Source organism: Rhodopseudomonas palustris (genome assembly GCF_007005445.1).
GTDB lineage: Bacteria > Pseudomonadota > Alphaproteobacteria > Rhizobiales > Xanthobacteraceae > Rhodopseudomonas > Rhodopseudomonas palustris_G.
The window spans coordinates 183,378-203,261 of the sequence record NZ_CP041387.1; the positions used below are offsets into that span (position 1 = coordinate 183,378).

A 19,884-nucleotide genomic window follows, 5' to 3' on the forward strand; every position below is an offset into this window, starting at 1 on the left:
CCGCGCGCGGGGAGAGGTCGACCGGCGAAGCCGGGCGGGTGAGGGGGCGTCTCCGCGAGTCCGAGCGTCTCGACCTGTGAGTTCGTAAGTCCAGATGACCGACATCCGCGCTCGGCGGCGTGGAAACGTCCCCTCATCCCACCCTTCTCCCCGCGCGCGGGGAGAAGGAGCAGGCAGTGCATCGAATGATGCAGCTCAATTCTTCGGGCAGGTCGGCGGCGTGTCGTCGGACCATTCCGGCGCGGCCAGCTCCAGATCGTGCAATCCGAGCAATCCGATTGCGCGCAGCGCCATGTGGTCGATCATTTCCGCGATCGAGCGCGGCCGCTGATAGAACGCCGGCGACAGCGGCGCCACGATGGCGCCGATCTCGGTCGCCTGCGCCATGCTGCGGATATGGCCGAGATGCAGCGGCGTCTCGCGCAGCATCAGCACCAGCCGGCGCCGCTCCTTGAGCTGCACGTCGGCGGAGCGTACCAATAGATTGTCGAGATCGCCATGCGCGATCGCCGACAGGGTGCGGATCGAGCACGGCGCCACGATCATGCCGGAGGTGCGGAACGAGCCGGAGGCGATGCAGGCGCCGACATCGTCGATCTTGTGAAAGCGATGCACCAGGTCGGCGGCGTGATCGAGCGCGTTGGGGCCGACCTCGTAGGCGATGGTCCGCCTTGCGGCTTTCGACACCACCAGATGCACTTCGCAATCGACCGAGGCCAGCAGTTCGACCACCCGCAGCCCCACCGCGGCGCCCGAGGCGCCGCTGATGCCGACCACGATGCGGTGCTGCGTGCTCATCGGATCAGTCGGCGCTGCCCGGCCGCCGGCTGATGTTCCGGCGACAGCCCGAGGCTCGTCCACATCGCATCGACCCGCGCGATCACGTCCTTGTCCATCTCCAGCACCTTGCCCCACTCGCGCTCGGTTTCGGTGCCGATCTTGTTGGTGGCGTCGATGCCGAGCTTACCGCCGAGTCCGGATTTCGGCGAGGCGAAGTCGAGATAATCGATCGGGGTGTCGCTGATCGACACCATGTCGCGAGAGGTGTCGCACCGCGTCGAAACCGCCCACATCACGTCGGCCCAGTCGCGGACATCGACGTCGTCGTCGACGATGATCAACAGCTTGGTGTAGCTGAACTGCGGCAGCATCGACCACAGCCCCATCATCAGCCGCCGCGCCTGGCCGGGGTAGCGCTTCTTGATCGAGGCGACCGCGATCCGATAGGAGCAGGCCTCCGGCGGCAGCCACAGATCGACGATCTCAGGGAATTGCCGTCGCGCGACCGGGAGGAACACGTCATTGAAGGCTTCGCCGAGCCGGGACGGTTCGTCCGGCGGCCGTCCCGTATAGGTCGACAGATAGATCGGATGCCGCCGCATGGTGATGGCGGTGATCCGCATCACCGGGAATTCCTCGACCGCATTGTAATAACCGGTGTGGTCGCCATACGGCCCCTCCGGCGCGGTCTCGGTCGGCGACACGAAGCCTTCGAGCACGATCTCGGCGTCGGCCGGCACGCTGAGCGGAATGGTCTGGCACGGGATCAGGCTTGGCCGCTCGCCGCCGAGCAGGCCGGCGAATTTGATCTCCGACACCGTCTCCGGCAGCGGCAGCACTGCGGAGAGAATCATCGACGGATCGGCGCCGATCACGATCGCGACCGGCATCTCGCGCTTCTCGGCTTTCCACTGGTGGTGATGCTTGGCGCCGCCGCGATGCGCCAGCCAGCGCATGATGAGGCGGTCCTTGCCCAGCACCTGCATCCGGTAGACGCCGACATTGTCGGTGCCGTGCGCGTCGGGCGGCGGCTTGGTGAAGACCAGCCCCCAGGTGATCAGCGGCGCCGGCTCACCCGGCCACGGGATCTGCACCGGCAGCCGGCCGAGATCGACCGCATCGCCGGTCAGCACGACCTCCTGCACGGGCGCCGATTTCGCCAGCTTCGGCCGCATCGCCAGCGCAGCTTTGGCCATCGGCAGCTTGCTCAAAGCGTCGGTCAGGCTCTGCGGCGGGGCAGGTTCGCGCATCTCGGCGAGCGCTTCGCCGAGCCGCGACAGATTCTCCGGCAGGATGCCGAGGCCCCAGGCCACTCGTTCGACCGTGCCGAACAGATTGACCAGGATCGGCATCTCCGACGGCCTGCCGTCGGCCTTGATCGGGTTTTCGATCAGAAGCGCGGGACCGCCGGCATGCAGCACGCGACGATGAATCTCGGTGAGGTCGTGAACGACCGACACCGGCTTGCGGATGCGCTGCAATTGTCCGCGGGATTCGAGATAGGCGCTGAACGCCCGCAAATCCGGGAACGGCGGTTTGACGCGGTTCAGCATGATGTCTCCCTGCGGAGACAACTGGTCAGCACCTGCCATCGCCCCTGTCTTTGATCAGGCGCAAAGAAGTACCGTCAGGGCCGGGTTACGCGGGTTGTTCACGATAAGGTGGCCCATGTCGGTATCCAATTCATCCGTCTCCAGGATGCCCGTGCCGCTTGCCCTCGCGACGCGGGTGTTGCCGCTGTTGCCGCTGCAGGTGCTGCTCGGAATCTGCTTGCGCGAAATTCGCGCGCGCCATCCCCGGATCTTCGATCGCCTCGGTCCGCACACCGGCAAGCGCTACGGCCTCGCGCCGACCGATCTGCCGATTGCGTTCGTGCTCGAACCGCGTCGGATGAATCCGCGGGTCACGGTGGTGCGTACGCTGCCGACCAATATCCATGCGCGGATCGCGGGGCCGCTGTCGGCGCTGATCGGTATGACCGACGGCTCCTATGACGGCGACGCGCTGTTCTTCTCACGCGACATCGAAATCGACGGCGACATGGAAGCGGTGGTCGCGCTGCGCAATGCGATCGACGATTCCCGCGTCGACTTCCTGAAAGAGTCGGTGGCGTGGTTCGGCCCGCTGGCGGCGCCGATCGAACGGATCTTGCGCAGCCTGGTCGGCGCGCAACCCGGCTATCGCGAAGAGCTGGGTGTCGGAGGCGGAGGTTAGAGCATGGAACTGATCTGTCCCGCTGGTACGCCGGCGGCGCTGCACGATGCCGTCGCCGCAGGTGCCGATGCGATCTATTGCGGCTTCAACGACGAAACCAACGCGCGCAACTTCCCCGGGCTGAACTTCAGCCGCGAGGAGATGCGGGAGTCGATCGCACACGCGCATCGCTACGGCACCAAGGTGCTGGTCGCGATCAACACCTTCGCGCGCGCCGGCAATGTCGAGCTGTGGCAGCGCGCGGTCGACGACGCGGTCGAAGCGGAGGCCGATGCGGTGATCCTCGCCGACGTCGGCGTGATGGATTATTGCGCCAAGACCCATCCGGAGCAGCGGTTGCACGTCTCGGTGCAGGCGGCGGCCGCCAATCCGGATTCGATTCGGTTCTATGTCGACAGCTTCAACGCGCAGCGCGTGGTGCTGCCGCGCGTGCTCAGCGTCCAGGAAATCGCCGCAATCACCAAAGAGGTGAAGGTCGAGACCGAGGTCTTCATTTTCGGCGGCCTGTGCGTGATGGAAGAGGGGCGCTGCTCGCTGTCGTCCTACGCCACCGGCAAGTCGCCGAACATGGACGGTGTCTGCTCCCCGGCCGCCTCGATCCAGTATCGCGAAGAGAACGGGTCGCTGGTGTCGCGGCTCGGTGATTTCACCATCAACAAATTCGCCAAGGGCGAGGCTGCGGCTTATCCGACGCTGTGCAAGGGCCGCTACCAGACCGACGAAGGCTGCGGCTATCTGTTCGAAGACCCGGCCAGTCTCGATGCCACCACGATGCTGCCGGACCTGCGCGCCGCCGGCGTCGCGGCGTTGAAGATCGAAGGCCGCCAGCGCGGCCGAGCCTATATCGAGCGGGTGGTGAAGACCTTCAAGGACGTGCTCGCTGCGCTCGACGACGGACGGCCGTTGCCGGTCGACGCGCTGCGCGGCCTCACCGAAGGCCAGTCCACCACCACCGGCGCCTACAAAAAGACCTGGCGCTGACAGCGTGGCGCCGACGCCCGTCGGCGCCGAGTGATTTTTCGCGAACCACCCACAGCGAGGCTACTCCCATGCAACTCACGCTTGGACCGGTGCTGTTCAACTGGAAGCCGGAAGAGTGGCGCGACTTCTATTTCCGCATCGCCGACGAAGCGCCGGTCGACACCGTCGTGGTCGGCGAGGTGGTGTGTTCGAAGCGTCAGCCGTTCCTCGAGGAGCACATCCCGGCGGTGGTCGAACGCCTTGCCGGCGCCGGCAAGAAAGTGCTGATGGGCTCGCTGGTGCTGATGTCGCTGCCGCGCGAGCGCAAGGCGATGGCCGAGCTCGCCGACGACGACGGCTTCATGATGGAGGTCAACGACCTCTCTTGCCTCGGCATGCTCGGCGGCAAATCCCACGCCATCGGTCCGTTCGTGAACATCTACAACGAGTCGACCGCTGCGTATTTCGCCTCGCGTGGCGCCAGCCGGATCTGCCTGCCGCCGGAGCTGCCGCTGTCGGCGATCCGCAGCATCGCCAAGTCGCTGCCCAATGTGTCGTTCGAGGTGTTCTCGTTCGGCCGAGTGCCGCTGGCGATCTCGGCGCGCTGCTATCACGCCCGGCTCAACAAGCTCGCCAAGGACAACTGCAAATTCGTCTGCGAGCAGGACCCCGACGGTCTCGCCGTGACGACGCTCGATGACGAGCCGTTCCTGGCGATGAACGGCGTGCAGACGCTGTCCTACACCTGCGCCAGCCTGCTCGGAGATATCGACAAACTGAAGGACGCCGGCGTCTCCTCGATGCGGCTGTCGCCGCAGCAGTGCGACATGGTGGCGGTCGCCAAGCTGTATCGCGACGTGATCGACGGCAAGATCGCAGTGGCCGAAGGCGCGCAGAAGCTCGACCAGCTCTACCCGCTGAAGAAGTCCAACGGCTTCCTGTTCTCCAAGCCGGGTGCGGCGTTCGTCACCGACAGCGGTGACGTCCGGCGGATCGTGCCGGCGGCGTAAGCACGCGGACTAGTTGAGGTTCGGCGCCTCGCGGCACAAATAACCGTCACCCTCCGCGCAAGCGGAGGGTCCAGTACGGCGGTGCGCTGATCCGTGAAGCAAAGCTCTGGAATACTGGATCGCCCGCCTGCGCGGGCGATGACGACCCTTGGTGTGGCAATGCGGAGCACCACGCTTCCACGTCATGCTTGGGCTTGACCCGCCTGCGGGGCCGCAGCCCCTTCGGCGCGGCGAGGGCCCGCGCATCCATCGCGTACGTCAGCGCGCTCAACAGCATCATGTGAAGAAGATGGATCGCCGGGTCGAGCCCGGCGATAACGACCGTTCAGGGGTAGCCGTCTGCGATCAGCGTCTGCTCAGCGCTTCAGGTCAGCGGCTTCAGGATCCGCGCGAGTTCGGCGTGGATGGTCTCGTTGCCGCACACAATGTCGCCGGTCTTGAGCACGTCGCCGCCGTTGATGTCGCCGACGGTGCCGCCGGCCTCGCGGATCATCACGATGCCGGCCGCGATGTCCCAGGGCGACAGGTTGCGTTCCCAGAAGCCGTCGAACCGGCCGGCCGCGACTGCGGCGAGATCGAGTGAGGCGGTGCCCATGCGGCGCAGGCCCGCGACCTTCGGCTGCAGCGCCACCATCTCGCGCTGGTTCTGCGCGAAGTCGCCGCGGCCGATATGCGGCAGGCCGCAGCCGATGACACAGTCGTGGAGTTCGCGGCGATTGGCGACGCGCAGCCGCGTATCGTTGAGGAACGCGCCCTTGCCGCGCTCGGCGATGTACAGCTCCTCATTGGCCGGATTGTAGATCAGGCCTGCGATCATCGTCCCCTCGCGCTCGAGACCGATCGAAATCGCAAAGTGCGGGATGCCGTGCAGGAAGTTGGTGGTGCCGTCGAGCGGGTCGACGATCCAGCGATGGCTCTTGTCGGCGCCTTCGCGCGTGCCGCCTTCTTCGCCGAGGAAGCCGTAGCCCGGCCGCGCCTTCGTCAGATCCTCGTACAGCATCTCCTCGGCCCGCTTGTCGGCGCGTGACACGAAGTTCGCCGGGCCCTTCAGCGAGACCTGGAGATTCTCGATCTCGCCGAAGTCGCGCTTGAGGCTGCGGCCGGCGCGGCGCGCGGCCTTGACCATGACGTTGATGAGGGCGGAATGGATCATGGTCTGGTCTCGTGACGACCTGAAAACGGTCTGGTCGGAAGGGGATGTGTGGAGTTTGCGGCCGCAAGGGGTGCCCTTTGCGGCGGGCGGCGTCAACCCCGGATCATTTGCTGCCGCCGATCCAGGTGCGCGCCGCTTCTTCGGCCTTGGCGCGGTCCTCGGCCGACATCTGCGCCAGTGTCTGGTCGAGCAAGAGATCGCCCTTACCGGCGGTCTTGGCGACCAGATGCCATTTCATCGCCTCGTTGATGTCGCGCGGCGCGCCCTGTCCGGTGACCAGAACGTGGGCGAGGCGGTTCTGGGCGATCGGGTTGTTGGCGCGTGCGGCCTTGCGCAGCAGCGCCACCGCGGCCGGTTCGTTCTTCGGAGTGCCGGTGCCGTTGTACAGCGCGATGGCATATTCGACCTGGGCCGGGACGTTGCCGGCGAGCGCGGCGGCCTGCAGCAGCCGCACCGACTGTTCGATGTTCTTTGTCACCCCGGTACCTTCCTTATAGAAGGTCGCGAGCGCGTATTGGGCTTCCGGATTGCCGGCGTCGGCAGACATCCTGAGCAATTCGGCGGCGCGCTTGACGTCCTGCGGGAAGGTCTGGCCGTCGAGATACAGCAGCGCCAGATTGTAGGCAGCCTTCGGCTCGCCGAGCTTGGCGGCCTGCGCCAGCCATTTGGCGGCCTCTTCGCGGTTCGGCGGACCGCCGCGGCCGCCCATGCGGGCCATCGCCAGCGCAAACATTCCCTCGCGATCGCCGAGATCGGCGGCGCGCGCGTACCATTCGACGGCTTTCTTGTAGTCGCGCTTGACCCCGAGGGCGTTGGCGTAAAGCTCGCCCAGCATGGTCATGGCCTTGGCGTCGTTGTCGGCGGCACGCTTCTGCGCCAGCTCGAACGCGGTCTTGTAGAAGCCGCGCTGATAGGCGCCGTACACCAGATCGACGTTGGGATCCTCGGCCGCGGTCGCGCCGCCACCCTCAGGACTGGCCTTGGCGTCGGGTTTGTCGGCCGGCTTCTTGGCCTTGTCCTTCGCCTCGGTGGCGGGTGCCTTGGCCGGTGCCGGCGGCCTGGGCTTCGGCTTTTCCGGCTCCAGCGGCTTTGGGAACGGGTTGGGCCCGGACGGCGGCGACAGCGAGACTTGCGCCGCCGCGCCGGTGGCAAGCAGCAACGAAGCCGCAACAATCGCGAACGCGCGCAGCGCCTTCATCATCGAATCCAATGTGTCATTGCCGGGGGGCGGCAGCGAAGCCTTGGCGCAGCGCTTCGCCGGCGTCCGCCAGCGCGGCCGTGGGATCGTCGGCGCTCCAGATGAAGTCGCCCACCAGCACGAAATCGGCACCCGCTGTGGCGAATTGATGGACGTCGTCGCGGCTGGTCGCATAGCCGACGCAAGGCGGCTCGAACAATTCTGCCCACCAGTCCAGGCGCTCGGCAATCGCCTCGGCCGAAGGCCGGGTTCCGTCGGCGCCGGGCTCACCGAACAGCACGTAGTCGGCTCCGGCTTCGCCGGCGATCATCGAATCATGGCGGGTTTCCAGTCCGCCGACCCCGGCGATGCGGGACGGCTGCAATTGCGGTAGCCATTCCTGCATCGCCTGGAGGCCGGACAGATGCGCCCCATCGGCGCCGCCGCGCGCCACCAGATCGGCGTGGCCCTCGACCAGCAGCGCCCCGCCGCCTGCCTGCACCACCGGCGCCACCGCCTTGATCCGCGACGTCAGGGTTCGCGGATCGGACGGCTCCAGCCGCAGCAGCACCGCCGCGATATCGGCGGCGGCGAGCAGCTTCGGCAGGGCCGCGACCAGGGCGGCGGGATCGGCAGTCACCGGCGTCGCCAAATACAGGCGCGGCGCCGGACGCGATGGAGCAGGCTTGGCGTTCATACGGCTCAGGCGGCCTTCTTGGTTTCGAGCTCGGCGCTCCACTCGCCCTTGGCGGCGAGCGAGTTCATCCGGGCCCGGTGCGTGAACGCGGCCTGACCGGCCGCGACGTTTTCGGCCTTGCCCGACCACGCCTTCTGCGGCGCGGCCTGCAGGGCACGGCCGTACGAGAAGGTGAGGCCCCAGGGCAGGCCGCCGATCTTGTTCATGGCATCGAGATGCGCCGTCGCTTCTTCGTCCGACTGGCCGCCGGACAGGAAGGCGATGCCCGGAACCGCCGACGGCACGCAGGCCTTCAGCAGCTTCACGGTCTTTTCGGCGACTTCCTGCACCGACGCCTTCTTAGCCGATTTCTTGCCGGGGACCGCCATGTTCGGCTTCAGGATCATGCCTTCGAGGGCGACGCGCTGGAAGTAGAGTTGCTGGAAGGTTTCCTTCAGCACCCATTCGGTGACGTTGTAGCAGGTGTCGATGTCGTGGCCGCCGTCCATCAGCACCTCGGGCTCGACGATCGGCACGATCTGCGCCTGCTGGCACAGCGCCGCATAGCGCGCCAGCGCATGGGCGTTGGTCATGATCGCGGTGTGGGTCGGCACGCCGCGGGCGGTGTCGATGTCGATCACCGCGCGCCATTTCGCGAAGCGGGCGCCCTGCTTGTAGTATTTCGCCAGCCGTTCGGCGAGCTTGTCGAGGCCGACCGTGATGGTCTCGCCGGGGCAGTTCGGCAGCGGCTGGGTGCCTTCGTCGACCTTGATGCCGGGGATGCTGCCGGCCTGCTCGATCAGCTTCACCAGCGGGGTGCCGTCGGCGGCGTTCTGCCAGATCGTCTCGTCGTACAGGATCACGCCGGAGACGTAGTCGCTCATCGCTTCGTTGGAGCGGAACAGCATCTCGCGATAGTCGCGGCGGTTGGTCTCGGTCGACTCCACCCCGATCACGTCGAACCGCTTCTTGATCGTCCCCGACGACTCGTCGGCGGCGAGAATGCCCTTGCCGGGCGCGACCATGGCGCGAGCGATCTGGTTCAAGTCAGCGAGGTTCATCGCGTCTCTCCTTTGGCTGTTCTTGTTGGTTCGGGAAGCCGTTCGGACAGCGTCTTAGACAATGCCGAGGAAGATGGCGAGGGCACGATTGACCGCGGCCATGTCGTCGGTAGAACCGCGGCCAACGTCATCCCCCGCGAAGGCGGGGGAACCAGTATTCCAGAGCGCTCGTGTTCGATCCGCCGTTCACTGCCATACTGGATCGCCCGCCTTCGCGGGCGATGACGAGAAAGAATGCAGTAAGGACGGGCGCGTCATTTCCCGTCGTCGCCCCAGACTTCGATCATCATATCGCCAAGCTGCTCAAGGAGCTCTTGTTCTTCTGCACTTGCGTTGATGGCGGCGCAGGCCCGGCGAATTTTTGCCTTGATCTCTGGAGCGTCCAAGTCAGGGAGCGGCGGGTCGGTCGGCCGCAGTCCAGGCGCCGTCATCTCGGCTCGGAGCTGCCGCGCAGCCTCCCGAGCCCGCTCTTCAGAATCGCGATCGTCACTGGTGCCCACCGTGATGACCTCTGCGGAACTCGGTCCTGCGATCCGCACCACATCCTGTTCGGAATGTAGGTGCGGAGCGAGGTATCTACAACCTGGGCGTTCTTCGAGACCGAGTGGGCGTGAGTTGGGCCTACTTCGCCCGCAGCACTTCCACGCCCGGCAGCGGCTTGCCTTCCATCCACTCCAGGAAGGCGCCGCCGGCGGTCGAGATGTAGGTGAAGTCGTCGGCAACGCCGGCGTGGTTGAGCGCCGCGACGGTGTCGCCGCCGCCGGCGACCGACACCAGTTTGCCGGCCTTGGTCCGCTTGGCGGCATGCTTGGCGGCTTCGACCGTGCCCTTGTCGAACGGCGTCAGTTCGAACGCGCCGACCGGCCCGTTCCACACCAGGGTGGCGGCGTCGTCGATCGCGGCGTGGATGCGCTCGATCGAGCGCGGGCCGACGTCGAGGATCATGCTGTCCGGCGGGATTGCGTCGAGCCCATAGGCGAACGACGGCGCGTTGGCCTCGAAGTGATACGCCACGGTGGCGTCCACGGGGAGGATGATGGCGCAGTTGGCGGCCTCGGCCTTGTTCATGATCCGCAGCGCGGTTTCCGCCAGATCCTTCTCGCACAGCGACTTGCCGACCTTGACGCCCTGAGCATGCAGGAAGGTGTTGGCCATGCCGCCGCCGATCACCAGCGCCTGCACCTTGGTGACAAGGTTTTCGAGAAGATCGATCTTGCTCGACACCTTGGCGCCGCCGACGATCGCGATCACCGGCTTTGCCGGCGCTTCCAGCGCCTTGTTCAGCGCGTCGAGCTCGGCCTGCATGGTGCGGCCCGCATAGGCCGGCAGCTTGTGGCCGAGGCCCTCGGTCGAGGCGTGGGCGCGGTGCGCGGCCGAGAACGCGTCGTTGACCCAGATGTCGCCGAGCTCTGCGAGCTTTTCGACGAACGCCGGGTCGTTCTTCTCTTCCTCGGGATGAAAGCGGGTGTTCTCCAGGCAGAGGATATCGCCGTCCGCCATCGCGGCAATCGCCTTCGCCGCCGGCTCGCCGACGCAGTCCTCGGCGAAGCCTACCGGCTTCTTGATGACGTCGGCGAGCGCGGCAGCCACCGGCTTCAGCGAGTTCTTGTCGTCGCGGCCCTTCGGCCGGCCGAAATGCGCCAGCAGGATCACCTTGCCGCCCTTGCCGGCGATCTCGGTGATGGTCGGCGCGACACGCTCCAGCCGGGTGGTGTCGGTCACCTTGCCGGAATCCATCGGCACGTTGAGATCGACGCGCAGCAGCACGCGTTGGCCTTTGACGTCGACATCGTCGAGGGTACGGAATGATTTGGTCATGATGAACCCTGTGTGTGGGGCCCATCCTTCGAGACGCCTCGCTGCGCTCGGCTCCTCAGGATGAGGTTTCCAAAGCGGCGAGGAGACGAGCTCCTCGCGCCAGACAAAGTCCTCATGGTGAGACCGGGCGAAAGCCCGCGTCTCGAACCATGAGTTCACAAGTATCAGGTCGTCAGATCAGCTTGCTCATCGCCACGGCGGTGTCGGCCATGCGGTTGGAGAAGCCCCATTCGTTGTCGTACCACGACATCACCCGAACCAGCGTGCCGTTCTGCACCTTGGTCTGGTCCATGTGGAAGGTGGACGAGTGCGGATCGTGGTTGAAGTCGATCGAGACGTTCGGCGCGTCGGTGGTGCCGAGAATGCCCTTCAGCTCCTGCTCGGCGGCGCGCTTGATCGCCTCGTTGATCTCTTCCTTGGTGGTGGCCTTCTTGGCGATGATCTTGAGGTCGACCACCGAGACGTTCGGGGTCGGCACCCGGATCGCGACGCCGTCGAGCTTGCCCTTCAGCTCCGGCAGCACCAGGCCGATCGCCTTGGCGGCGCCGGTCGAGGTCGGGATCATCGACATCGCCGCAGCGCGGGCGCGGTAGAGATCCTTGTGCATGGTGTCCAGCGTCGGCTGGTCGCCGGTGTAGGCGTGGATCGTGGTCATGAAGCCGGTCTCGATGCCGACGGTGTCGTTCAGCACCTTGGCGACCGGGGCCAGGCAATTGGTGGTGCACGAGCCGTTCGACACCACCATGTGGTCCTTGGACAGGGTCGCGTGGTTGACGCCGTACACGATGGTCGCGTCGGCGCCGTCCGACGGGGCCGAGACGAGGACGCGCTTGGCGCCGGCGGTCAGCAGCGCGGCAGCCTTGTCACGCGCGGTGAAGATGCCGGTGCACTCCATCGCGATGTCGACGCCGATGTCCTTGTAGGGCAGCGCCGACGGATCCTTGATCGCCGTCACCTTGATCTTGCCGCGGCCGATGTCGATGGTGTCGCCGTCGACCTTGACCTCGAACGGGAAGCGGCCGTGGACGGAGTCGAAGCGGAGCAGATGGGCGTTGGTTTCGACCGGGCCGAGATCGTTGATCGCGACGACTTCGATATCCTTACGACCGGACTCGTAGATCGCCCGCAGAACGTTGCGGCCGATACGGCCAAACCCATTGATCGCGACCCGGACTGCCATCCAATTTCTCCTCGTGCTAATGATACTCAATTGTTGCGACGGAGTGGTCCTCCGTACTTGTGCGGTGTCATGCCCAAAATGCCGAGCAGTTGCAATCCGCTCGTTTGTGATTCAGATCAAAGCCTTACCGTAGGCGGCGCACGCATCGGCGGTGGGGTGCGCCACGTCGGACGGTTTGCGCGATCCTTAGTCGCTGCTCGCGACAGGCGCGAAATTAGGCGCTGATCCGCTGCCTGGCGGCGTCGGCCACCGCTTCCGCGGTGATGCCGAAATGTTTGTAGAGTTCTTTCGCCGGGGCACTGGCGCCGAAACTCGACATCCCGACAAAGCCGCCGTCCGGGCCGATGACCGCGTCCCAGCCGAACCGCACCGCCGCTTCGACCGCAACCTTGACCGGCGCGTCGCCGATGATTCCGGCCCGGGTGGCTTCGTCCTGGGCCAGCAGCAGGTCGAGTGACGGCACCGAGACCACCCGGGCCGCGATGCCCTGCACCTCCAGAAGTTTCTGCGCCGCAACGGCGATTTCGACCTCGGAGCCGGTGGCAAAGATCGACACCTGCGGCTTGCCGGGCGCCCGGATCAGCTCATAGCCGCCGGTGGCGCAGAGGTTGGCCTCGGAGGTCGCGGTGCGGACCTGGGCAAGGTTCTGCCGCGACAGCGCCAGCACCGTCGGGCCGGAGGTGTTCTCCAGCGCGAGCTGCCAGCATTCGGCGGTCTCTACCGCATCGGCCGGGCGGAATACCCGCATGTTCGGCATCGCCCGCAACGACGCGAGGTGTTCGACCGGCTGATGGGTCGGGCCGTCCTCGCCGAGCCCGATCGAGTCGTGGGTCATGATGTAAACCACGGGCACATGCGACAGCGCCGAGATCCGCATCGACGGCCGTGCGTAGTCGGCAAAGCACATGAAGGTGCCGCCCGCCGGCGCAAAGCCGCCGTGCATCGCCAGGCCGTTCATCGCCGCCGCCATGCCCATCTCGCGGATGCCGTAGTGGATGTAGCGGCCCGAGAAATCGTCCGGCGTGACGTCCTTGGCCTGTTTGACGCGGGTGTTGTTGGAGGGCGTCAGGTCGGCGGAGCCGAGCAGCAGTTCCGGTACCACCGGGGTCAGCGCTTCCAGCGCCAGTTCGCTGGCCTTGCGGGTCGCGATGGTCTGCGGCTCGGTGACCAATCTGTCTTTCAGGGCGCGGATCGCATCCGCAATCGCCGCCGGCCGCTTGCGATCAATCACCCGGCGCCTGAAATCGTCGCGCTTGTCCGCCGGCAGCGCCTCGAGCCGGGCCAGCCAGTCGGCGCGGGCCGTGGCGCCCTGCTTGCCGACATTGCGCCAGGCACCGAGCACGTCGTCGGGGATCTCGAACGGGCCGTAATCCCAACCGAGCGCCTTCTTGGCGCCGGCCAGTTCCTCGGCGCCGAGCGGCTCGCCATGGGCCTTCGAAGTGCCGGCCTTGTGCGGCGCGCCGAAGCCGATCGTGGTCTTGCAGGCGATCATGGTCGGCCGGTCGGAGGTCTGCGCCTTGCGGATCGCATCGGCGATCGCCTTGTGGTCGTGGCCGTCGATCCGGAACGAATTCCAGCCGTGCGCCTGGAAGCGCGCAACCTGATCGACATTGTCGGTCAGCGACAGCGGACCGTCGATCGAGATGCCGTTGTCGTCGTACAGGAAGATGAGCTTGCTCAGCCTGAGATGCCCGGCCAGCGCGATCGCCTCGTGGCTGACGCCTTCCATCAGGTCGCCGTCCGAGCACAGCACATAGGTGTAGTGATCGACGATGTCGCCGAACTCCGCCTGCAATAGCCGCTCCGCCAGCGCTGTGCCGACCGAGGAGGCCACACCCTGGCCGAGCGGACCGGTCGTGGTCTCGACCGAGGAGGTGATGCAGTTCTCAGGGTGGCCCGGGGTCCTGGAGTCGAGTTGGCGGAAATTCTTGATCTGATCCAGCGTCATCTCCTCGTTGCCGGTCAGGTACAGCAGCGCATAGAGCAGCATCGAGCCGTGGCCGGCGGAGAGGATGAAGCGATCTCGATCAGGCCAGTGCGGGTCGGCCGCATCGAACTTCAAGAACTGCGCCCACAGCACGGTCGCGACGTCGGCGGCGCCCATCGGCAGCCCGGGATGGCCGGATTTGGCCTTCTCCACCGCATCCATCGCCAGCGCCCGGATTGCGTTTGCCATACGGGAATGATCGAGCTGCGCCATGATGTCCGCCTGAGAATTGAGGTTGCCGGTGTTCCGGGAGAATCGGAACGTGCCCTGCCTCCATGGCAAGGCGATGAACAGAACAGATGGGGTCGAATGGCTCCGAAGCCAGTTCGGTATGGCACCCGATACCGCAAAAGCGAGCGCGGCGTCGCGGAACTGGCGCCAATGCGGGCGCTTTGCAGTGCATAGTTCAGCGGCAGCGTTGCGCTCGGCTTCCTCGCCACGTAAATTTCGCGCTCTAAAGGCTTGTTCAATCGTGGCTTTTGTTAGGGGTCGGCAAGGCCTCGGGTGTGGGAGATTGCGAGGGGGCGCGCAACGAGCATGACGGATCGTCCTGCCCACGGTTCCATCGCTACCGATCAGGCGCCGGCCGAGATCGTCGCCGCGGCGCGTCGCCTTGCCGCGGCGCTCGAAGCGCTGGAAAGCGCGGTGGAGCGCCGGGCCGAGGCCGACCGCGACGAGGACGAACTGGCGTCGCGGATCCAAGCGCTCGGCGCCGACCGCTCGCGGCTCGCGGACGAGCTGGACGGTGCGCTGGTTCGCAGTCGCAAGCTTGAGCGGGTCAACCGCGAAATCGCGCAGCGGCTGGATGTGGCCATCGTCACCATTCGCCAGGTGCTCGACACCCCGGCGGGAGACCCGCAACCGGCCGAGGAGGAGTCATGAGTTCGAGCGACTCCGCAGGCTCAGCCAACCACGTCAGCGTCACCATCAACGGCCGGCAATACCGGATGGCCTGCGAGCCGGGCCAGGAGCCGCAACTGCTCGGCCTTGCTGAAAATCTCGAGACGCGAATTCAAAGCCTGCGCGGCCGGTTCGGCGAGATCGGCGATGCGAGGCTGACTGTGATGGCGGCGCTGATGATGGCCGACGAACTGCTCGACGCTCATGGCCGCATCGCCGCCCTGCAGCAGGAAGTCGAGGCGCTACGCAACGACCGCGCCGCTTCGCTGGATCGCACCGTGACCACCAACCGCGCCGTCGCCGCCGCGCTCAACAGCGCCGCCGAACGCATCGAACGCACCACCCAAGTGCTCAACCGCACCATCGGCGGCGGCATCGCGATCGGGTAGTTGATCCCACGTCATTCCGGGGCGCGCGTGAAACGCGCGAACCCGGAATCTCGCCGTGATGACATGCGGGCTCCGCAACAACTCCAGAGCAGTTCTTCTTTTCATCGAATCAGAGTTGATCCGCACCGCCTGCCACACGCACAACCTCATGGTGAGGAGGCGCGTAGCGCCGTCTCGAACCATATGACGCAGGGAATGCGTTGCCCCATCCTTCGAGACGCCCGGCTTCGCCGGGCTCCTCAGGATGAGGACTCAGTGCCTTCGGAAAGGTCAGATCGTTTCAATCAAATGATGAACCGCTCTAGATTCCTGGTTCGCGAACTACGTTCGCGCCCCGGAATGACACTGTGAGAGTCACTTCTTTCGAAAGCTCGCCACCAGTTCGACATGCGGCGTGTACTTGAACTGATCGACTGGGCTCACGCCTTCGAGCCTGTAGCCGCCGTCGATCAGCAGCTTGGCGTCGCGGGCGAAGGTGGTGGCGTTGCACGACACCGCAATCACCAGCGGCACCCGGCTCGCTGCGAGCTGCGCGGCCTGCGCCTGCGCGCCCTGGCGCGGCGGATCGAACAGCACGGCGTCGAAATCGCGGAGTTCTGGCGGTGCCAGCGGGCGACGGAAGAGATCGCGCGCTTCGGCCTTCACCGGCTTCAGTCCCGGCGTCGCCGGAGCAGCCTTCTGGAGCGCCGTCACCGCGGGCGCGTCACTGTCACAGGCGAACACCCGTGCCTTCTCGGCGAGGCGCAGCGCGAACGGGCCGACGCCGCAGAACAGATCCGCGACCTGCTTGGCGCGGCCGAGATGCGCCATCGCCAGCCCCGCCAGCGTCTGTTCGCCGAGCGCGGTCGCCTGCAGGAACGCGCCCGGCGGTAGCGTCACCTTGGCCTTGCCGATCGCTACGACCGGCGGTCGGCGCAGCAGCACCAACTCGCCGTGCCGGGTAAGCCTCGCGAGCTTGTGCTGCTCGGCGAGCTGCGACAGCGCGGTGATCATCTTCGGCGGCAGCGGCCCCGAGCCGCGCACGTCGATATCGAGGCCGTTCTCGGTGGCGGTGACTTGAATATCGAGCGGCTTGCCGACCGGCGTCAGCGCTTCGGCTAGCGCCCAGGCCGCTTCCAGTGCGCCGTTCAGCGCCGGATCGAGGATCGGGCAGTGATCGATGGCGATGATGTCGTGGCTCGCGTTGGCACTGAAGCCGACCTTGAGAATGTCGTGCGTGCCGCGGCGGGCGTGCAGCGTAGCGCGTCGCCGTCCGGCGCCGTGGGCATCGATCAGCGGATCGACCGGAACATCGATCCCCGCTTGCGCCAGCGTTTCGATCACCAGATCGCGCTTCCATGCCCGATACGGCTCGTCACGCAAATGCTGGATTGCGCAGCCGCCGCACACCCCGAAATGTGGGCAGAGCGGTACGACCCGATCGGGACTCGGCACTTCGACGCGCAGCAGCTTGCGGCGGTCGGGGTGACCTTGCACCGCCTCGGCCTCGACGGTTTCGCCGGGCAGCGCGAACGGCACGTAAGTCGCGCTGCCTGGCGACAGGCTGACGCCGTCGCCGCGGTGGCCGAGCCGATCGATCGTCATGGTCTGGATCATGGCGATGCGATAGTCCCCGGCCGGCAGGCCGTAAAGCCGGAAGTGATCAGGCGGCGACGGCCGCCGCCATCGAGTCGCGCGTCAGCCGGTGGAAACGCCACACCAGCAGCGTCGCATAGACGATCAGGCCGATCGCCAGCCCGATCCAGACACCGAACGGTCCGAGGTCGGTGTGGAAGCCGAGCACCCAGCAGCATGGAAAGCCGATCAGCCAGAACCCGAGCACCGCGAACAACAGCGGTATTTTGGTGTCGTTACGGCCGCGCAGTGCGCCGTTGGCGACCACTTGCAGGCCGTCCGCGATAAAGAAGCTGGCGCCGACGATCAGCAGTGCGGCAGTAAGGGCCGCGGTCGCCGCCGCCGTCTCGGAGTCGCCGAGAAACAGATACGGAATCTGGTGCCTGGTCAGTGCCACCAGCAGCGTCATCGCGGCCATGAACGCCAGGCCGAGACCGATTGCCGCAAAGCCTGCCCGCCGTGCGGCTGATGGATCGCCGCGCCCGACCGCATGGCCGACCCGCACCGTGGCGGCGACCGAAATTCCCATCGGCACCATAAACATGATAGCCGCGATCTGGAGCGCGATCTGATGGGCGGCGAGCGCGGTGGTGCCGAACCAGCCCATCAGCAATGCGGCGGCGCCGAACACGCCGTATTCCAGCACTGAGGCGCCGGAGATCGGCAGGCCGAGCTGGAGCAGCCGGCGCATCAGCTCGCGATCGAACCGGAACAGTTCGCCGAACACCTGGTACTTCCGGAACGGGCGCATCGTCACGCATACCGCAGCGGCGGCGACGCACATCCCCCACGACACGATGGTGGTGGCGAGACCGGCGCCGAAGATCTCCAGCCGCGGCAGGCCGAACGAGCCGTGAATCAACGCGTAAGCGAGGCCGAGATTGATCGGGATCGCCGTCAGCATGATCCATAGCGCCGGCTCGGGTCGGTTCACCGCGCCCATGAAGCCGCGCAGCGCAATGAATAGCCAGCCGGGCACCAGCGACCATGCGAGTCCGTCGAGGTAATCGCCCGCAAGCCGCGAGGTCGCAGGATCCTGGCCGAGGGCGACCAGCAGTTCTTCGCCATAAAGCTGGCCGAGCGTCAGCGGCACGCCGGCGATCATGCCCGCCCATAGCCCGACCCGGAGCGAAGCGCGCACTTGCCGGGGGGCGCGGGCACCGACCGCCTGCGCGGCCAGCGGAGTCACCGCGGACACCAGACCAAGACCCATGGTGAAGGTCGAGAACAGCACGATATGCGCCAGAGCGGCGGCGGCGACGGCGGTATCGCCAAGCCGGCCGATCAGCGCCAGATCGGTGGTCATCATCGCGATCTGGCCGAGCTGCGTCAGCGCCATCGGCAGAGCGAGCCACAGCGTTTCGACGAGCTCGGTTCGCCACGCAGACGATTTCGCCGGCGCGAGCGCGCCGGCGGCGATGTTGGAGCCAGGAAAGGTCATGGCGCGCACCATAGTCGAAGTTGCGGCCGGAGTAAGACTTTGGTTCCGGCAGCCGGCTGCGGCGTGGTCAGCCGCGCCGGGCGCCCAGGAAGAACTCGGCGTTACCGTCTCCGCCGGCGATCGAGGAAGCAAAGACCTCGATGTCGCGGCAGCCGAGCGAGGCGGCGAAACCAGCGGCGGCGTCGCACACCGCGCGATGCACCTTGGCGTCGCGGACGATGCCGCGCTTCGAGGGCGCCTCGAACTGCGGCTTGATCAGCGCCAGCAGACTCATCGGCGATGCGGCAAGCGACAGCGCAGCGGGCAGCACCTGCTTCAGCGAAATGAAGCTGGCATCGATCACCACGACATCCGGCCGTTGCGGCAGACGGGTGCCTTCGAGCTTGCGGATGTCGGTCTCTTCCATGGAGACGATCTTGGGATGGCCGCGCAGCGAAGCGTGAAGCTGATCGCGGCCGACATCGACCGCGTACACCAGCGCGGCACCGTGCGCCAGCAGCACCTCGGTGAAACCGCCGGTGGAGGAGCCGACGTCGAGGCAGACGTGATCCTCGATCTCGATCGGATAGCGCTCCAGCGCGCCGGCGAGCTTCACTCCGCCGCGCGACACCCATGGATGCGCCGGCTGCGCTTCGATCGCTGCATCAAGCGCGATCGGTTCAGAAACCCTCGTGACCGGCTTGCCATCCGCGACCACCAGGCCGGCCTCGATCGCCGCCTGCGCTCGCGCGCGGCTGTCGAACAGGCCGCGTTCCACCAGCACGACATCGGCGCGCTTCCGGAGGCGGGGATCTGGTGACTTCGCCATCGATCAGCGCGCCTGTTGTGGCCGCAGCCGCTCCGCCGCGATCCGGACACAGGCGGTGAAGCTATCGAGGTCGTACCACAGATCTGACGGACGTTCACGCGGCGTCACCAGCGGTGCGCCGTGCAGATCGAGGCAGTGGATCAGCATCAGATTGTCGGCGAGGCCGAAGTCTTCGACCGCAAGGCCATCGGCGCCGATCAGCAGGCCGTCGCGGCTCTCGACAGTCTCGAACTGCTGGACCCGCGCGACATAACTCGCCGGGTCGTTCGAATAGCCGAGCACCAGCTTTCCGCGTCCGGCCATGTAGCCGAGTTCGTACACCGTGCCGGCGTCGGCGCTGGGCCCGCGAAACGGTGTCAGATTGGCGATGATGGCGTCTGCGTCATTCATCATCGCCTCGTTGCCGCGGAAGATCTGCAGCGAGGCGTCGTGGGCGGCCAGCGCCACCGCGTTGTCGAGCGGGAACAGCCCCTGGAGCCCGTGGTCCGCGCACCGCGCAACCTTGCGCCGGCCGATCTCAAGCGCATCGGGGAGGAAAATGTCGGGGCCGGCGAGGTAGATCTTCTTCGTCATTTCCGGGATTTGCCTCGGTCGGCGTCAGCCGAACGTGGCGAAGGCCCGGAATCCATATTCCCGGCGGTGGTTATAGATTCCGGGCTCGCTCACGGAGCCTGTCACCGGGCCGGCCGAAGGCCGGACCCGTTGGTGAGCCCCCG

The 19,884-nt window shown here is 66.4% G+C and carries 19 protein-coding genes; 5 read left to right on the forward strand and 14 right to left on the reverse strand.

Features of this window, described 5'->3' with window-relative positions; all coding sequences use genetic code 11:
• Positions 1–195: 195 nt before the first annotated feature.
• The gene (locus FLL57_RS00855; protein ID WP_013500878.1) at positions 196–798 is read right to left on the reverse strand and encodes a UbiX family flavin prenyltransferase; all 603 of its coding nucleotides are present in this window, start codon (positions 796–798) and stop codon (positions 196–198) included.
• Complete coding sequence (locus FLL57_RS00860; protein ID WP_013500879.1) at positions 795–2,333, reverse strand: UbiD family decarboxylase; 1,539 nt, start codon at positions 2,331–2,333, stop codon at positions 795–797. The genes FLL57_RS00855 and FLL57_RS00860 overlap by 4 nt, the downstream gene beginning before the upstream one ends.
• 115 nt (positions 2,334–2,448) lie before the next feature.
• On the opposite strand from FLL57_RS00860, the gene ubiT reads away from it, so the two are divergent.
• The 3 genes from ubiT to FLL57_RS00875 all read left to right on the forward strand — a co-directional run bounded on the left by ubiT (position 2,449) and on the right by FLL57_RS00875 (position 4,964).
• Positions 2,449–2,994: a ubiquinone anaerobic biosynthesis accessory factor UbiT gene (gene ubiT, locus FLL57_RS00865; protein ID WP_041807083.1), complete on the forward strand. Its 546-nt coding sequence runs from the start codon at positions 2,449–2,451 to the stop codon at positions 2,992–2,994.
• A 3-nt stretch (positions 2,995–2,997) separates the two neighbouring features.
• Positions 2,998–3,975, forward strand: a complete 978-nt coding sequence (gene ubiU, locus FLL57_RS00870; RefSeq protein WP_013500881.1) for a ubiquinone anaerobic biosynthesis protein UbiU — start codon at positions 2,998–3,000, stop codon at positions 3,973–3,975.
• Positions 3,976–4,043: 68 nt separating this feature from the next.
• Entirely contained in the window at positions 4,044–4,964 is a 921-nt protein-coding gene (locus tag FLL57_RS00875; protein ID WP_013500882.1) for a U32 family peptidase, read from the forward strand.
• A 364-nt stretch (positions 4,965–5,328) separates the two neighbouring features.
• On the opposite strand, the gene FLL57_RS00880 is transcribed toward FLL57_RS00875, so the two are convergent.
• The 8 genes from FLL57_RS00880 to tkt form a co-directional block, all read right to left on the reverse strand.
• Positions 5,329–6,117, reverse strand: a complete 789-nt coding sequence (locus FLL57_RS00880) for an inositol monophosphatase family protein (RefSeq protein WP_013500883.1) — start codon at positions 6,115–6,117, stop codon at positions 5,329–5,331.
• Positions 6,118–6,220: 103 nt separating this feature from the next.
• Positions 6,221–7,315, reverse strand: a complete 1,095-nt coding sequence (locus FLL57_RS00885; protein WP_142881885.1) for a tetratricopeptide repeat protein — start codon at positions 7,313–7,315, stop codon at positions 6,221–6,223.
• Positions 7,316–7,331: 16 nt separating this feature from the next.
• Complete coding sequence (locus FLL57_RS00890) at positions 7,332–7,991, reverse strand: thiamine phosphate synthase (RefSeq protein WP_013500885.1); 660 nt, start codon at positions 7,989–7,991, stop codon at positions 7,332–7,334.
• 5 nt (positions 7,992–7,996) lie between these two features.
• The gene (locus FLL57_RS00895) at positions 7,997–9,031 is read right to left on the reverse strand and encodes a class I fructose-bisphosphate aldolase (RefSeq protein WP_142881886.1); all 1,035 of its coding nucleotides are present in this window, start codon (positions 9,029–9,031) and stop codon (positions 7,997–7,999) included.
• A gap of 254 nt (positions 9,032–9,285) precedes the next feature.
• Positions 9,286–9,531, reverse strand: a complete 246-nt coding sequence (locus tag FLL57_RS00905) for an antitoxin MazE-like protein (RefSeq protein ID WP_142881887.1) — start codon at positions 9,529–9,531, stop codon at positions 9,286–9,288.
• A gap of 121 nt (positions 9,532–9,652) precedes the next feature.
• Positions 9,653–10,849 (reverse strand): phosphoglycerate kinase, encoded by a 1,197-nt coding sequence (locus FLL57_RS00910; protein ID WP_142881888.1) that lies wholly within the window; start codon positions 10,847–10,849, stop codon positions 9,653–9,655.
• Positions 10,850–11,021: 172 nt separating this feature from the next.
• The gene (gap, locus tag FLL57_RS00915) at positions 11,022–12,029 is read right to left on the reverse strand and encodes a type I glyceraldehyde-3-phosphate dehydrogenase (protein ID WP_013500888.1); all 1,008 of its coding nucleotides are present in this window, start codon (positions 12,027–12,029) and stop codon (positions 11,022–11,024) included.
• 214 nt (positions 12,030–12,243) lie between these two features.
• Positions 12,244–14,229, reverse strand: coding sequence for a transketolase (gene tkt, locus FLL57_RS00920; RefSeq protein WP_142881889.1), 1,986 nt, complete (start codon positions 14,227–14,229; stop codon positions 12,244–12,246).
• A gap of 324 nt (positions 14,230–14,553) precedes the next feature.
• Between tkt and FLL57_RS00925 the strand changes: the two genes are divergently transcribed.
• Together FLL57_RS00925 and FLL57_RS00930 are read left to right on the forward strand one after the other, a co-directional pair.
• Positions 14,554–14,898: a DUF4164 domain-containing protein gene (locus FLL57_RS00925; RefSeq protein WP_013500890.1), complete on the forward strand. Its 345-nt coding sequence runs from the start codon at positions 14,554–14,556 to the stop codon at positions 14,896–14,898.
• Entirely contained in the window at positions 14,895–15,305 is a 411-nt protein-coding gene (locus FLL57_RS00930) for a cell division protein ZapA (protein ID WP_013500891.1), read from the forward strand. Before FLL57_RS00925 ends, FLL57_RS00930 begins: the two co-directional genes overlap by 4 nt.
• Before the next feature lie 354 nt (positions 15,306–15,659).
• On the opposite strand, the gene FLL57_RS00940 is transcribed toward FLL57_RS00930, so the two are convergent.
• Genes FLL57_RS00940 through FLL57_RS00955 form a run of 4 tightly spaced genes read right to left on the reverse strand, consistent with a single transcriptional unit; the run spans position 15,660 to position 19,741 of the window.
• Positions 15,660–16,901, reverse strand: a complete 1,242-nt coding sequence (locus FLL57_RS00940) for a class I SAM-dependent RNA methyltransferase (protein WP_142881890.1) — start codon at positions 16,899–16,901, stop codon at positions 15,660–15,662.
• 46 nt (positions 16,902–16,947) lie between these two features.
• Positions 16,948–18,372 carry an MATE family efflux transporter gene (locus FLL57_RS00945; RefSeq protein ID WP_142881891.1) on the reverse strand — a complete coding sequence of 475 codons (1,425 nt, stop codon included), beginning with the start codon at positions 18,370–18,372 and terminating at the stop codon, positions 16,948–16,950.
• Positions 18,373–18,427: 55 nt separating this feature from the next.
• Positions 18,428–19,168, reverse strand: a complete 741-nt coding sequence (locus tag FLL57_RS00950; protein ID WP_142881892.1) for a TlyA family RNA methyltransferase — start codon at positions 19,166–19,168, stop codon at positions 18,428–18,430.
• A 3-nt stretch (positions 19,169–19,171) separates the two neighbouring features.
• Entirely contained in the window at positions 19,172–19,741 is a 570-nt protein-coding gene (locus tag FLL57_RS00955) for a nucleoside 2-deoxyribosyltransferase (RefSeq protein WP_142881893.1), read from the reverse strand.
• Positions 19,742–19,884 lie beyond the last annotated feature (143 nt).

Bases quoted from the DNA above. Each gene is read 5' to 3' on its own strand.
- ubiU (WP_013500881.1), top strand. From the start codon at position 2,998: ATGGAACTGATCTGTCCCGCTGGTACGCCGGCGGCGCTGCACGATGCC.
- FLL57_RS00860 (WP_013500879.1), bottom strand. From the start codon at position 2,333: ATGCTGAACCGCGTCAAACCGCCGTTCCCGGATTTGCGGGCGTTCAGC.
- FLL57_RS00855 (WP_013500878.1), bottom strand. From the start codon at position 798: ATGAGCACGCAGCACCGCATCGTGGTCGGCATCAGCGGCGCCTCGGGC.
- FLL57_RS00880 (WP_013500883.1), bottom strand. From the start codon at position 6,117: ATGATCCATTCCGCCCTCATCAACGTCATGGTCAAGGCCGCGCGCCGC.
- FLL57_RS00895 (WP_142881886.1), bottom strand. From the start codon at position 9,031: ATGAACCTCGCTGACTTGAACCAGATCGCTCGCGCCATGGTCGCGCCC.
- FLL57_RS00925 (WP_013500890.1), top strand. From the start codon at position 14,554: ATGACGGATCGTCCTGCCCACGGTTCCATCGCTACCGATCAGGCGCCG.
- FLL57_RS00875 (WP_013500882.1), top strand. From the start codon at position 4,044: ATGCAACTCACGCTTGGACCGGTGCTGTTCAACTGGAAGCCGGAAGAG.
- FLL57_RS00950 (WP_142881892.1), bottom strand. From the start codon at position 19,168: ATGGCGAAGTCACCAGATCCCCGCCTCCGGAAGCGCGCCGATGTCGTG.
- FLL57_RS00885 (WP_142881885.1), bottom strand. From the start codon at position 7,315: ATGAAGGCGCTGCGCGCGTTCGCGATTGTTGCGGCTTCGTTGCTGCTT.
- ubiT (WP_041807083.1), top strand. From the start codon at position 2,449: ATGTCGGTATCCAATTCATCCGTCTCCAGGATGCCCGTGCCGCTTGCC.
- FLL57_RS00890 (WP_013500885.1), bottom strand. From the start codon at position 7,991: ATGAACGCCAAGCCTGCTCCATCGCGTCCGGCGCCGCGCCTGTATTTG.
- FLL57_RS00940 (WP_142881890.1), bottom strand. From the start codon at position 16,901: ATGATCCAGACCATGACGATCGATCGGCTCGGCCACCGCGGCGACGGC.
- tkt (WP_142881889.1), bottom strand. From the start codon at position 14,229: ATGGCGCAGCTCGATCATTCCCGTATGGCAAACGCAATCCGGGCGCTG.
- FLL57_RS00945 (WP_142881891.1), bottom strand. From the start codon at position 18,372: ATGGTGCGCGCCATGACCTTTCCTGGCTCCAACATCGCCGCCGGCGCG.
- FLL57_RS00930 (WP_013500891.1), top strand. From the start codon at position 14,895: ATGAGTTCGAGCGACTCCGCAGGCTCAGCCAACCACGTCAGCGTCACC.
- gap (WP_013500888.1), bottom strand. From the start codon at position 12,029: ATGGCAGTCCGGGTCGCGATCAATGGGTTTGGCCGTATCGGCCGCAAC.
- FLL57_RS00910 (WP_142881888.1), bottom strand. From the start codon at position 10,849: ATGACCAAATCATTCCGTACCCTCGACGATGTCGACGTCAAAGGCCAA.
- FLL57_RS00955 (WP_142881893.1), bottom strand. From the start codon at position 19,741: ATGACGAAGAAGATCTACCTCGCCGGCCCCGACATTTTCCTCCCCGAT.